This is a genomic window from Sphingopyxis sp. P8, assembly GCF_020622175.1.
GTDB lineage: Bacteria > Pseudomonadota > Alphaproteobacteria > Sphingomonadales > Sphingomonadaceae > Sphingopyxis > Sphingopyxis jiangsuensis.
On the sequence record NZ_JACNMK010000002.1, the window covers coordinates 718,891 to 732,097 of the forward strand.

Sequence of the window (13,207 nt, forward strand, 5' to 3'; positions counted from 1 at the left end):
TCAGGAGTTTCGATATGGGTACCAAGGCAATTACCGACGCCAGCTTTCAGGCCGACGTCCTCGACAGCGACACCCCCGTGCTCGTCGATTTCTGGGCCGAATGGTGCGGCCCGTGCAAGATGATCGGTCCCGCGCTCGAAGAAATTTCGGACGAACTCGACGGCAAGGTGGTGATCGCCAAGCTCAACATCGACGACCATCCCGACGCCCCCGCCAAATATGGCGTGCGCGGCATCCCGACGATGATCCTGTTCAAGAATGGCGAGATCGCCGACACCAAGGTCGGCGCGGCGCCGAAGAGCGCGCTCAAGGGCTGGCTCGAAGGGGCGCTGTAAGTCTCCGTCATTGCGAGGAGCGAAGCGACGCGGCAATCTCCTGCTATCGGCTTTGCGCAAGGCTGTGAACTGGAGATTGCTTCGCTTCGCTCGCAATGACGAAGAGAATTTTCAGCTCCGGTAATCGGCGTTGATGCTGATATAACCGTGCGTCAGATCGCACGTCCACACCGTCGCGCGGCCTTCGCCGAGGCCGAGGTCGGCGCCGACGCGGATGTCCTGGCCTTTGAGATGCGCGGCGACCGGCGCCTCGTCATAGCCGTCGACGGGCAGCCCGTCCTTTGCGACCCAATGGTCGCCGAAGCGGATCGCCAGCCGGTCGCGGTCGGCGGGTTCGCCCGCCTTGCCCACCGCCATCACGACGCGGCCCCAATTGGCGTCCTCGCCCGCAATCGCCGTCTTGACGAGCGGCGAGTTGGCGATGGCGAGCGCGACGCGCCGGGCGCTGTCGTCGCTCACCGCGCCCGTCACCTGCACCTCGATGAATTTCGATGCGCCTTCGCCGTCGCGCACGACGAGATGGGCAAGCTCGCGCGCGACCGCATGGATGGCGGCGTACAGCGCATCGGCGCCGGCATCGTCCCACGATTGCAGTTCCGGATTGTTCGCTTTCCCGGTCGCGAAGAGGAGCACCGTGTCGCTCGTCGACGTGTCGCTGTCGACGGTGATGCTGTTGAAGGTCGCCCCCGTCGCACGCGCGAGCATGTCCTGCAGCAGTGCCGGTGCGACTGCGGCGTCGGTGAAGATATAGCCGAGCATCGTTGCCATGTCGGGCGCGATCATGCCCGAACCCTTGACGACGCCCGCAACCTGCACCGTGCGGTCGCCGACGACCGCACTCGACGCCGCGCCCTTGGCAAAGGTGTCGGTGGTGCCGATCGTCTCGGCGAGCGCCTCCCACGAGCAGGGTTCGGCGGTCAGCGCGGCCTCGACGCCCGCGCGCGCCTTGTCGCTGGGCAGCGGCACGCCGATGACGCCGGTCGAGCTCACGAAAACCTCGCGCGCGCTGCATCCCAGATGCTCGGCGACCTGCGCCATGATCGCCTCGACCGCCTCGCGCCCGCGATAGCCGGTGAAGGCGTTGCTGTTTCCCGCGTTGACGACCAGAGCGCGCGCGCTGCCGCCCTGCACCTGTTCGCGCCCGAGTTCGACCTCGGACGAACAGCAGACATTGCGCGTGAACACCCCCGCGACGGTCGTGCCCGGTGCGAGCTCGACATAGCTGAGGTCGCAGCGGTCCCATTCCTTGTAGCGCGCCCGCGCGACGCGGCGCGTTACGCCCGCGATTTCGGGCAGGGCGGGGAAGGCGGCGGGGGCGAGCGGAGAGCGGCTGTGCATGGGTGGGCGCATAGCTGCGCCTTGGAAAAACATAAAGCCCCTCCCCTTCAGGGGAGGGGTTGGCGTGGGGGGTTCGCGGCGTGGCGCCGGGTTGCTGACCCCCACCTGCTGCGACTAGGCAGCAAGCTGCCAAGTCTCGCTGCCCTCCCCTGAAGGGGAGGGCGTGGAGCTATCAGGCCGGAACGCCGCTGATGGCCTTGACCTCCATGAAGTCCTTGAGGCCGAAAATGCCGCCCTCGCGGCCGTTGCCCGATGCCTTGTAGCCGCCGAACGGCGCGCCCGGCCCCGGCCCCCAGCTGTTCACCGCGACCATGCCCGCGCGCAACCTGGGCGCGATTTCGGCGGCCTTGGCGGGGTCGCCCGAAACGACGGCCGACAGTCCATATTCGGTGTCGTTGGCAATCTCGACCGCCTGGTCAAGGTCGTCATAGGCCATCAACGTCGCGACAGGGCCGAACACTTCTTCCTTTGCGATACGCATGTTCGGGGTCACGCCCGAAAAGACGGTGGGCTTGATATAATAGCCGCGGTTGACGTTCGACGGCAGGCCGGTGCCGCCCGTCTCGAGCTTTGCGCCTTCGTCGATCGCCGACTGGATAAGGCTCTGAATCTTGTCGAACTGCGCCTTGTTGACGACGGGGCCGATGTGGCCGCCTTCGCTCATCGGGTCGCCGACCTGCGTTCCGTCGAACATCGCCTTGATCACGCCGACCGCTTCGGCCTCGCGCTCCTTGTGGACGAGGATGCGCGTCGGCGCGATGCAGCTTTGTCCCGTGTTGACGAGCACGCCCTGCACCGTGGGCGGCAGCACGGTTTCCAGATCCGCGTCGGGCAGGACGATGTTCGGCGATTTTCCGCCGAGTTCCTGATGGACGCGCTTGACCGTGTCGGCCGCCGCCTTGGCGACAAGGATGCCCGCGCGCGTCGATCCGGTGAAGCTCACCATTTCGACGCCCGGGTGCGCCGAAATCGCGTTGCCGACGGTCGGCCCGTCGCCCTGGACGAGGTTGAACACGCCCGGCGGCACGCCCGCGGCATCAAGGATTTCGGCAAAGATTGTGGCATTGCCGGGGCATTCCTCCGACGGTTTCAGGACCATCGTGTTGCCGCCCGCGAGCGCGGGGGCGACCTTGAGCGCGATCTGGTTGAGCGGCCAGTTCCACGGGGTGATCATCCCGACGACGCCAATCGGTTCGTACACGACCTTGTTCGCGCCATGTTGTTCGGTGAACTCAAAATTCTTGAGAGCCTCGATCGTACCGAGGAAGCCGCCGATGCCTGCGCCGACCTGCGCGGTGCTCGCAAAGCTCACCGGTGCGCCCATTTCGGCTGCCATCGATTTGGCGAGGTCGGGAACGCGCTTCTTATATTCCTCGACGATGCGGCCGAGCAGCGCCAGACGGTCCTCGCGCGTCGATTGCGACCAGCTTTTGAACGCTTCGCGCGCGGCGGCCACCGCGTCATCGACGTCGGCGGCGGTGCCGAGGATGATGGTCGACGCGGGCTCTTCGGTCGCGGGGTTGATGACGTCGTGCGGCTTGCCGCCCTTCGAATCGACCCAGCGTCCGCCGATGTAATTCTGCTTGAGGTGCGTTTCGGTGCTCATGTCCTGTCTCCCATCGGCGGTGAATCCGTCTCGGATTGCTACCTAATCACTGTAGCGGATGAATCAAGTTCGTCGCGCCTTTATCGTCACCCCGGATCAAGTCCGGGGCGGCGAAGCGGGAAACAGGACGCGCTACCGCTTTTCGGCAGCGAGCCGCGACATCAATATGGCGGCGCGGACCGCCTGCCGTTCGATGCTCGGCAGGTCGACCGTTTCCTCGGGCCCGTGATCGCCGGTCGAATAGGCGCCGAGTCCGGCGAGGCTGTCGACCATCGGCGCGACGAAGCTGATGTCGGCGGCGCCGCGCTTCAACGGATCGAGCGGCGCCATTTCGGGAAGGCCGAGGTCGCGGTTGACCGCATTGAGCCGCGCCAGCAGCGCGCGATTGCCGTCGGTCGGCGCCATCGCCGGATAGCCGCCGGGGTCGAAGGCGAGCGTGGCCGAGGTGTCCGGCGCATGGTCGGCGACGATCGCCGCCATCCTGGCCTTCACCCGTTCGGCCTGTTCGGCTGACAGCGTGCGCAGGTCGCCGCGCGCGATGGCGGTCGCCGCGATGATGTTCGTCTTGCCGTTCGCGCTCGCGCGGATCTTGCCTTCGTCGAGCGTCACCTGCTCGCCGCCCGCGACCAGCCCGACGTTGAAGGTCAGGTTCGGCTCGGGCAGCTCGGTGCGGAAACGGTGGATGATGCGCGCGAGTTCGTAGATCGCTCCGTCGCCGGCATCGGCGCTGAAGATGCCCGAACTATGGCCGGTCTTTCCGGTCGCCGTGACCTGCCAGCTTTCCGAACTGCGCCGCGCGATCGAACTCATGTCCGCACCATTGTCTCGGATGAGCCCCTCGAACCCCAGCGCGACATCGGCGCGCTTTCCCGCTGCAAGCAGGTCGGCGCGCGCGATCGATTGCGGGTCGCCCGTATCCTCCTCGTCGCCGGTCATGTGAAATTCGATATTGGCGTCTTTCAGCGTCCCCGCCTTGTGCATCGCGCGCAGCGCGGCGACGACAACGACCATCCCGCCCTTGTCGTCGCCGACCCCGGGGCCCTTCGCCTTGTCACCCATGCGCTCGAAGCGCTGGAAGGGCGAATCGGGCTCGAACACCGTGTCGAGGTGCGCGATGAGGAGCAGCCGCTTGGTATCGGGGCGCCCCTTGTGCGTCGCGATCAGATGCCCCGCGCGGCCGGTTTCGCGCATCGGCTTCCATTCGACGGTGAAGCCGAGCGGCTCCAGCTCGGCGCGCATCATCGCGCCGACCTTTTCGACGCCTTCGAGGTTCAGCGAGCCGCTGTTCTGGTTGACGAGCTTTTCGAGCAGCGCGATCGAACGCTCCTGTTCCGCGGCAACGGTGCGCGCCATAGCGGCTTCGGCACCATTCAGTTCCGCCTGTGCAGGCGCGGAGGCAATCAGCTGCAATGCGGCAAGCGCGGCAAACGACAAAAATTTCATATCGGGCGACTCCTTGAAGTCGGCCCTTGTGCCGCCTGCCGCGCCGAGCGGCAACCCGTCAGCCGGTCGAGGTGTGGGCGTCCTGCTCCGGCCATCATCGCATGACGCCCGGTCAAGCCTCCGGGGTCCGGAAAAAGGCGGTGATCCGAGCGCGTCAGAAAAGGGCGATCGCCCGTCCCGTCACGGTTTGATGCCATATCCGGCATAGATGCTGTCGATCCGCGCCGATTGCATTCGCGCCAGTGCGAGGTCGCCCTGCGCCCCTTCGCGGTCGTTTTCGCGCAGGCGCACGATCCCGCGCATGAATAAAGTCGCCGGGACGTCGGGGTGGAGCTTGAGCGCCGCGTCGAGGTCGGCGCGCGCCTCCTCGAGCCGGCCGAGGCGATAGAAAACGAGCGCGCGGCTATCGAGCACCGCCGCCGGGCTGTCGGTCAGCTCGATCGCCCGCGTGCAATCCTTGAGCGCCGATTCGAGCGCGACCGAGCGCGTGCCCTTCAGCCAGCAGAGATTGTTGAGCAGGCCGGGGTCGCCCGGACGTTCGACCAGCGCCTCGTCGAGCAACGCCGTGCCTTCGTCGGCGCGGCCCGCCTTGCCGAGCGCTTCGGCCTTGAGCGTGACCCAGCCGCGCCTGTCCTTCGCGGTCGCAATCTGTTCGTCGGCGAGCGCCAGGGCTTCGTCGATGCGGCCCGCGTCGGCGAGTGTTTCGATCTTGAAAGCGAGCGCGCTTTCCGAGCCGGGGTCGAGTTGCAACGCCTCGTCGACGTCGGCGAGGGCGCGTTTGTGGTCGCCGATCGCATTGTAGAGTCCGGCGCGGCGGAGGAAGGTGTCGGCGTCGGCTTCGCGCTTCAACGCCTCGTCGACATCGGCAATGGCGGCGCGCGGTTCGAAGATTCCGGCGTAAAATGCTGCGCGGTTGAGATAGCCATTGGCTTCGTCGGGATCGTCGTCGATCGCCTTTTGGTAAGCGGCGAGGAGCGGGGCAAGGCGCCCCGCCTTCTTGGCTTCCGCGATCTCGGCGACGCGGGTCGGCGCGCCTTCGGGCGCGCGCAGGCGGAACAGGCGCTGCTTGGCGGCCGCGACCTGCGCGCGCGCCGCCGGGAGGTCGGCGGCTGCAACCTCGACACCGCTGCTCCAGATGGTTTCGCGCTGTTCGAGACGCGCTCCGTCGAGCCGGGCGTCGCGGCGCAGCGCTATGCCCGCAATCGACAGATTGGCTTGCGCGTCGCCCTCGGTCGAATAGCCGGCACGGTCGGGCAGTTTCAGGCTGATCTTGCGAACGATCAGACTCGAGGGGCCGCCCGCGACGGGGATGTCGCGCCAGGCGGCGCGCGCGCGGTCGGCGCGAACGTCAAAGTCCTGCACGAGGCCGTCGAGCGTTACATAGGGACGCGGTTCGTCGCGGCTCCAGATAAGATTGCCGATTCCCGACGCCCGGACGGTCGTCGTTCCGTTCGCTTCGTCGACCTCGATCGTCCGGCTGTGAATCTGGCCATTGTTGATCAGATTCCCGAGCGCCGCCTGCGCGGCATCGCGCAACTGATCGGGCGTCGCCTGCGCCTTCATGGTCGCAATCCGCGCCGCCAGTTCGCCGCGCACCGTGAAATCGATGTCGAACAGCGGCGGAAAGGCGCTTCCCGCCGATTGGTCGTAGTCGATCGCTATCTGGATATGGGGTCGCTCCGGCTCGCGCACGGGCAGCGCTGCGAGAGTGTGCCCGTCCATCGTCAGCGGCAGCGCGTGGCCGAACGGGGGAACGTCGGCCAGGTCTTCGATATGTGTTCCCGCCGTCGTGCCGTCGAGCCAATAGTCTGTCCCGTCGATGCGCGCCTGCACGACGACATGGTCGAACGCGGCGAGCGTCGGCAGCCTGTCGGGAAGCGCGTCGCCGAAGCTCGAATGGACCAGCGTCGGCACCGCCTCGATCCCGAGCCGGTCGAGTACAGCGAGCAGCAACAGCGTCTTGGCCTTGCAGTCGCCATAGCGCAGCGTCCACGTCTGTTCGGGCTTTTGCGGGACATAATTGCCGTTGGCGAGGCCGTTGTAGAGATAGCGTATCTCGTTCTGGACCAGAGCAAGCGCCTGCGCGGCGCGCAGCTTCGGGTCGGTGCTGGCGCTTGCAATGCGGTCGACCGCCGCGGCGAGTGTGCCGCCATCGGCGATCGTCCCGCTCGTTGCATAGAGCGGTGCCATCGTGCGCGACAAATCGGCCCAGCCGGGAAAGGTCGAAAACTCGAGTCCGGGCGGGCGGCGGAAACGGAGCGGCGTGTCGGTGGGGAGTTCGTCCTGCTTCACGACAGGCTGGGTCAGCGACAGGATGCGAAAGCCGCCCTTGTCCTTGATCTCGGGCGTGACGCCTTTCCCGAAGGCTTTCCATTTGACCGGAAGCGCCGTCGGCCACAGCACGCGAACGGTCCCCTGCGCGATGGTGGCGGGCCTTGCCTGAACGTCGACGATCGCCTCGCCATTGCCCGCAAGCACATCGCTGCGCTCGACGGTCGTCACCGAAAAGCGCACCGTGTCGCCGACGCGGAGATCCTCGATCGACGCGGTTGCCGTCAGCAGACCGTCGATCGTCTTTTGCTCATAATCCTTCTCGCGCCGCAGCACGGTGAGCTTCATCCCCTGGCCGAGCAGGTCGATCGTCGCGCCGTCGCGGATGATTTCGATTCTGTGGACGATGAGGTCGTCGCGGTCGGGGTGCCAGACGAACTGCAGATCGTTCCAGTTGCGCAGCGAGTCGGCCGAAGCGATGTAAAAGGCATTGTCGGTGAAGGTCGACCTTTTGTCGGCTTCGATCAGCAGCTGCTGGTCGCCCAGCACCCACGGCGTCGACGCATCGCCGATCGCCAGCGGTGCGGTCGTCGGGACCACCCAGTCGGCGGGGCTGCCATAGGTCGGGGTGTCGGCGGCAAAAGCGGGCGCGCACGGCGCCAGAGCCGAAGCGGCCAGCAGGACGGCAATTGAACGCAATGTCGGAACTCCCCTCTTTCGGGTCGTCTAACTTGGTTCGCGTCCGTTACAAAACTCTTTTGGTTCAGAAAATGGAGCGTCCGGTTCCCCCGAACCGGACGCTCTCTTACGCTGCCGATCGCAGGGCGATCAGGCGCTGTAATACATGTCGAACTCGACCGGGCTCGGCGTCTGTTCGAAGGTATAAACTTCGTCCCACTTGAGTTCGATATAGGCGTCGATCTGGTCCTTGGTGAACACGTCGCCCTTCAGCAGGAAGTCATAGTCGGCGGCGAGGCTGTCGAGCGCTTCGCGCAGCGATCCGCAGACGGTCGGGACTTCCGAAAGTTCCTCGGGCGGCAGGTCATAGAGGTTCTTGTCCATCGCGTCGCCGGGGTGGATCTTGTTCTGGATGCCGTCGAGGCCCGCCATCAGAAGCGCGGCGTAGGCGAGATAGGGGTTCGCCATCGCGTCGGGGAAGCGGAACTCGACGCGCTTCGCCTTGGCGCCCGCGCCATAGGGGATGCGGCACGAGGCCGAACGGTTGCGGCTCGAATAAGCGAGCAGCACCGGCGCTTCGAAACCGGGGACGAGGCGCTTGTAGCTGTTCGTCGTCGGGTTGGTGAAGGCGTTGAGCGCCTTGGCGTGCTTGATCACGCCGCCGATGAAATAGAGGCACATGTCCGAAAGCCCGGCATAGCCGTTGCCGGCAAACAGCGGCTTGCCCTTTTCCCAGATCGAAATGTGGGTGTGCATGCCGCTGCCATTGTCGTCCTTGATCGGCTTGGGCATGAAGGTTGCCGACTTGCCATAGGCATGCGCGACCTGGTGCACGACATATTTGTAGATCTGCATGCGGTCGGCGGTTTCGGTGAGCGTGCCGAAGGTCAGGCCCAGCTCGTGCTGCGCCGCCGCGACTTCATGGTGATGCTTGTCGCAGGGCAGGCCGAGTTCGAGCATCGTCGAGACCATCTCGGCGCGGATGTCGACGGCGCTGTCGACCGGCGCGACGGGGAAATAGCCGCCCTTGGCGCGCGGGCGGTGGCCGAGGTTGCCGCCCTCATAGCTGCGGCCGGTGTTCGTCGGCAGCTCGATGTCGTCGATCTCGAAGCCCGACTTGTTGTAGCCGCTTTCGAACTTCACATCGTCGAACATGAAGAATTCGGCTTCGGGGCCGACATAGACGGTGTCGCCGATGCCGGTCGAGCCGAGATAGGCTTCGGCGCGCTTCGCCGTCGTGCGCGGGTCGCGGGCATAGCCTTCGCCGGTCGACGGCTCGACGATGTCGCAGAAGATGACGAGCATCGGGGTCGCCGAGAAGGGATCGTCATAGACCGCGTCGAGGTCGGGCTTCAGGATCATGTCGCTTTCGTTGATCGCCTTCCAGCCCGCGATCGACGACCCGTCGAACATCAGCCCGTCCTCGAGCGCATCCCCGTCGATCACGCCGGCGCACATCGTCAGATGCTGCCACTTGCCCTTGGGGTCGGTGAATCGCAGGTCGACCCACTCGATGTCGTTTTCCTTGATCCGCGCAATGATGTCCTTGGGCTTCGTAGCCATGATTAAGCTTCCTTCTTGCGATGATGACCGGCGCTGCCGGGGTTCTGGTTGAAATTCGTTATGGCCGCGTGTCCCCGCGAAGGCGGAGGTCCGTCACGACCATATCTCAGAGCGCGTCCTCGTTGCGTTCGCCGGTACGGATACGCAGCGCGGTTTCGACGGGGATGACGAAAATCTTGCCGTCGCCGATGCGGCCGGTCTGCGCGGCGGCGGCGATCGCCTCGACGACGCGTTCGGCCATGCCGTCCTCGACGATGACCTCCAGCTTCACCTTGGGCAGGAAATCGACGACATATTCGGCGCCGCGATACAGTTCGGTATGCCCCTTCTGGCGCCCGAAGCCCTTTGCCTCGGTGACGGTGATGCCGCTGACGCCAACTTCGTGCAGCGCCTCCTTCACCTCGTCGAGTTTGAACGGCTTGATGATCGCCTCAATCTTCTTCACGCTCTTCTTCCCCCTTTGGGCTGGCCATCGCACTTCGCGGTCATGGCCGAACCAGGCGCGCCTGATCCGGTGTCTCCGTCGAGTCGGTGCGGTGTGCCGCCATCTTGCACCAATCAAGAGCCGTGCCAATTGGCGAATCGCAAGCTTTCGGTAAGAATTTCGACATGAAATTGCGCCGTTGCCCAAGGGGTGAGCAATCGGGTTGATCCCGTGCCTAAAAAAGAAGCACCGCACTCCTCCCCATCGCTGCGCGACAGGGAGGATTTGCGCATCACCGCCCGACGGGTGCCGAAGCTTCGGGCAAGGTCCGCTTCGTCCAGATCGACCGGTCGATGACATAGGCGCGAATTGCATCGGCCTCGTCGGGCTTGAGCACATTGGCAAAGCTCACCATGCCGCGATCCTTGAGCGCGCCGTCGATCACGACCGACTTCCACGCGTCGGCATCGACGAGCGTTCCCGAGACGCGCAGATCGGGGGTGAAGCCGTTGCCGATCGCGCTGTCGCCGTGACAGACGAGGCAATAGCGGCCATAAAGCGCCTTGCCCGTCGCCACCTGCTGCGCGGTGCCGAACTGCGGCGGCGGGTTCCATGCGAGCGTCGCCGTTTCGGGCAGCGGCGGCAATTCGACCTCGCCGCCGAGCTTGAGCACGACGAGCCGCGGGATGTTGGGAACCTTGCGCGTCACGCCGCCCGCGACGCCTGCGACGAGCGGAAAGGCGCCGCCCTTGCTCGTCATGAAGGCAACATATTGCGTGCCGCCGACGCGAAAGGTCGACGGCGCGGCGACGATCCCCGACTGCATGTCGAGGTCGAGCAATTGCTTGCCCGTATCGGCGGCATAGGCGCGGAACCGCCCGGTGCTCGTCCCCTGAAAGACCAGATTGCCGGCGGTCGTCATCGTGCCGCCGTTCCACGCGGCGGGATAGTCGACGCCCCACGCGACCTTGCCGGTGCGCGGGTCGAAGGCGACGAGGCGGCCCGTCGTCGCGGCGATAGCGGCGCGGAACGCCGCCTCGTCGTCGGGCATCATCGTGCCGGTGAGCGAGCTTCCGACATTGAAGCCGAGCACTTTCCGCCGGTCGAGTTCGTTCATGTCGGCGAGATAGCCTTGCGGAATCTGCTGCGCGGGAATGTAAACGAGGCCCGTCGCCGGATTATAGCTCATCGGGTGCCAATTATGCGCGCCGAGCGCACCGGGGATCGCGATGAAGGGCTCGCCCGTCTTGTAAAAGCGCGCGGCGGGATTCTCGTTGGGTCGCCCGGTCGTCAGGTCATAACCTGTGGCCCAGTTGATCCCGTCGACGAAAGGCTTGGCGTCGACCAGCTTGCCCGTGGTGCGGTCGATGGTGAAGAAAAAGCCGTTCTTGGGTGCGTGGTACAGCACCTTGGTCGGCGTGCCGTCGACCTCCTGCTCGGCAAGGATGATCGGCTGCGTCGCGGTATAGTCCCACGTTTCGGCCGGGGTTTCCTGATAGTGCCATTTATAGACGCCGGTCTTGGCATCGAGCGCGACGATCGACGAGAGGAACCAATTGTCGCCCTCGCCATTCGAGCGCGTGCCATGGTTCCATGGATTGCCATTGCCGACGCCGATATAGACCTGGTCGAGATCCTTGTCATAGACGATGGCGTCCCACACGGTGCCGCCGCCGCCCGATTCCTTCCATTCGCCCTTGTCGGACCACGTCGCATTGGCCCTGGCCGCGAATATCTCGTCGCTCGCGACATTGTCGGCGCGGCGATCGGGATTGGGGGTCGTGTAGAAGCGCCAGCGTTGCTTGCCGGTATCGGCGTCATAGGCGGTGACATAGCCGCGCACCCCGAACTCGGCGCCGCCATTGCCGATCAGCACCATGTCGTTCGCGACGCGCGGTGCGCCGGTGATCGTATAGGGCCGCCGCTTGTCGGTGGTCTGCGTCGACCAGATCGGCGTTCCCGTCTTGCGGTCGAGCGCGATCAGCCGTCCGTCGAGCGCGGCGACGAACAGCTTGTCGCCCCACAGCGCGACGCCGCGGTTGACGACGTCGCAGCAGGCGTTGACCGCGGTCTCGCCCGCCACTTCGGGATCGTAGGACCAGAGCTTCCTGCCCGTCGCGGCGTCCCATGCGCTGACCTTTGACCAGGCGTGGCTGACATAAAGCGTGCCGTCGACGACGACCGGCGTCGCCTCCTGCCCGCGTGCATCCTCAAGGTCGGCGTACCAGGCAATGCCGAGAGTGCCGACATTGCTGTCATCGATGTCGGTGAGCGGGCTGAAGCGGCGTTCGTCATAGCCATAGCCGATGGCGGCCCAGTCGTCGCCATTGCCGCCGGTCTTGAGCAGCGCTTCGGTCGCGGCTTCGGCGGGATCGAGCGCTGGCGGCGCAGGCTTGTCCTCTTCCTTGTTGCACGCCGCGAGCAGCAGGGCCGCGCCTGCAATGAATGAGGCTGTAATGCGCCGTATCGCCATCGCGTCTCTCCCGCTCGCCGTCTTGTGCTTGACGTTCACGTCAAGTCTGCGCGCTAAGCGCGAGGGGTTCAAGGGCGAATTTTTCGGGGGCGAGAATGGTGTATCGTCGCCCCGGACCTGATCCGGGGTCCACGAGGGCCAGCGCGGCGCTTGAAGCAATGGATCCCGGATCAGGTCCGGGATGACGAACGGGAAACCGTCGTCTCGCTTACTGCCAAGGCGGCGCGTTCAGCCCTTTCGGGCTGGCGGTGAAAATCTCGCAGCCGTCCTCGGTGATGCCGATGCTGTGCTCGAACTGCGCCGACAGCGAGCGGTCGCGGGTCACTGCGGTCCAGCCGTCGGCGAGCATCTTCACCGCATATTTGCCGGTGTTGATCATCGGTTCGATGGTGAAGAACATGCCGGGACGCAGCTCGGGTCCGGTGCCGGGGCGCCCGGCGTGGACGACCTCGGGCGCATCGTGGAACATCTGGCCGAGTCCGTGGCCGCAGAAATCGCGCACCACCGAATAGCGGTGCTTTTCGGCGTGGCTCTGGATCGCATGGGCGACGTCGCCCATGCGGTTGCCGGGCTTCGCCTGCTCGATGCCGAGCATCAGGCATTCATGGGTGACCTCGACCAGCCGTCGCGCCTTGATCGGCACGTCGCCGACCAGATACATGCGGCTCGTGTCGCCGTGCCAGCCGTCGACGATGCTCGTCACATCGACGTTGACGATGTCGCCTTCGCGCAACGGCTTGTCGTCGGGGATGCCGTGGCACACGACATGGTTGATGCTGGTGCAGCAGCTGTGCGTGAAGCCGCGATAGCCGAGCGTCGCGGGGATGCCGCCGCCCGCGAGCATCATCGCGCGCACCTTGTCGTCGATCGCTGCGGTCGTCACGCCCGGCTGGATGAAGGGGACAAGCGCGTCGAGGATCTCGGCCGACAGCCGCCCAGCCTTGCGCATCCCGGCAAATCCCGCCGCATCGTGCAGCTTGATGGTGCCGTCGCGCACGGGGGTGGGGGCGCCGGCATCGGCGGTGGTCACGGAAACATAGTCGTACATGGGGGTGATATAGGCGAAGTGGCGCCGG

Annotated in this window: 9 protein-coding genes; 1 reads left to right on the forward strand and 8 read right to left on the reverse strand. The window is 65.6% G+C overall.

Translation table 11 applies throughout. The features are described from left to right. The first annotated feature begins 14 nt into the window (after positions 1–14). Complete coding sequence (trxA, locus tag H7692_RS11920; RefSeq protein WP_201928080.1) at positions 15–335, forward strand: thioredoxin TrxA; 321 nt, start codon at positions 15–17, stop codon at positions 333–335. A gap of 111 nt (positions 336–446) precedes the next feature. Here trxA and argJ read toward each other — a convergent pair whose 3' ends face one another. From argJ to map, 8 genes are all read right to left on the reverse strand, one after another. Then, the gene (gene argJ, locus H7692_RS11925) at positions 447–1,673 is read right to left on the reverse strand and encodes a bifunctional glutamate N-acetyltransferase/amino-acid acetyltransferase ArgJ (protein WP_390881115.1); all 1,227 of its coding nucleotides are present in this window, start codon (positions 1,671–1,673) and stop codon (positions 447–449) included. Positions 1,674–1,845: 172 nt separating this feature from the next. Continuing rightward, complete coding sequence (locus H7692_RS11930; RefSeq protein WP_227340216.1) at positions 1,846–3,279, reverse strand: aldehyde dehydrogenase family protein; 1,434 nt, start codon at positions 3,277–3,279, stop codon at positions 1,846–1,848. A 132-nt stretch (positions 3,280–3,411) separates the two neighbouring features. Then, complete coding sequence (locus tag H7692_RS11935) at positions 3,412–4,722, reverse strand: M20/M25/M40 family metallo-hydrolase (protein ID WP_227340217.1); 1,311 nt, start codon at positions 4,720–4,722, stop codon at positions 3,412–3,414. 180 nt (positions 4,723–4,902) lie between these two features. Continuing rightward, complete coding sequence (locus H7692_RS11940; protein WP_227340218.1) at positions 4,903–7,692, reverse strand: DUF3857 domain-containing protein; 2,790 nt, start codon at positions 7,690–7,692, stop codon at positions 4,903–4,905. A gap of 129 nt (positions 7,693–7,821) precedes the next feature. Then, the gene (gene glnA / locus H7692_RS11945) at positions 7,822–9,234 is read right to left on the reverse strand and encodes a type I glutamate--ammonia ligase (RefSeq protein ID WP_227340219.1); all 1,413 of its coding nucleotides are present in this window, start codon (positions 9,232–9,234) and stop codon (positions 7,822–7,824) included. Positions 9,235–9,340: 106 nt separating this feature from the next. Further along, on the reverse strand, positions 9,341–9,679 hold the full coding sequence (locus H7692_RS11950) for a P-II family nitrogen regulator (RefSeq protein ID WP_011540464.1): 339 nt from the start codon (positions 9,677–9,679) through the stop codon (positions 9,341–9,343). Between the two features lie 271 nt (positions 9,680–9,950). Further along, positions 9,951–12,131: a PQQ-dependent dehydrogenase, methanol/ethanol family gene (locus H7692_RS11955; RefSeq protein WP_222136980.1), complete on the reverse strand. Its 2,181-nt coding sequence runs from the start codon at positions 12,129–12,131 to the stop codon at positions 9,951–9,953. Positions 12,132–12,339: 208 nt separating this feature from the next. Beyond that, positions 12,340–13,179 carry a type I methionyl aminopeptidase gene (map, locus tag H7692_RS11960; protein WP_201928073.1) on the reverse strand — a complete coding sequence of 280 codons (840 nt, stop codon included), beginning with the start codon at positions 13,177–13,179 and terminating at the stop codon, positions 12,340–12,342. Positions 13,180–13,207 lie beyond the last annotated feature (28 nt).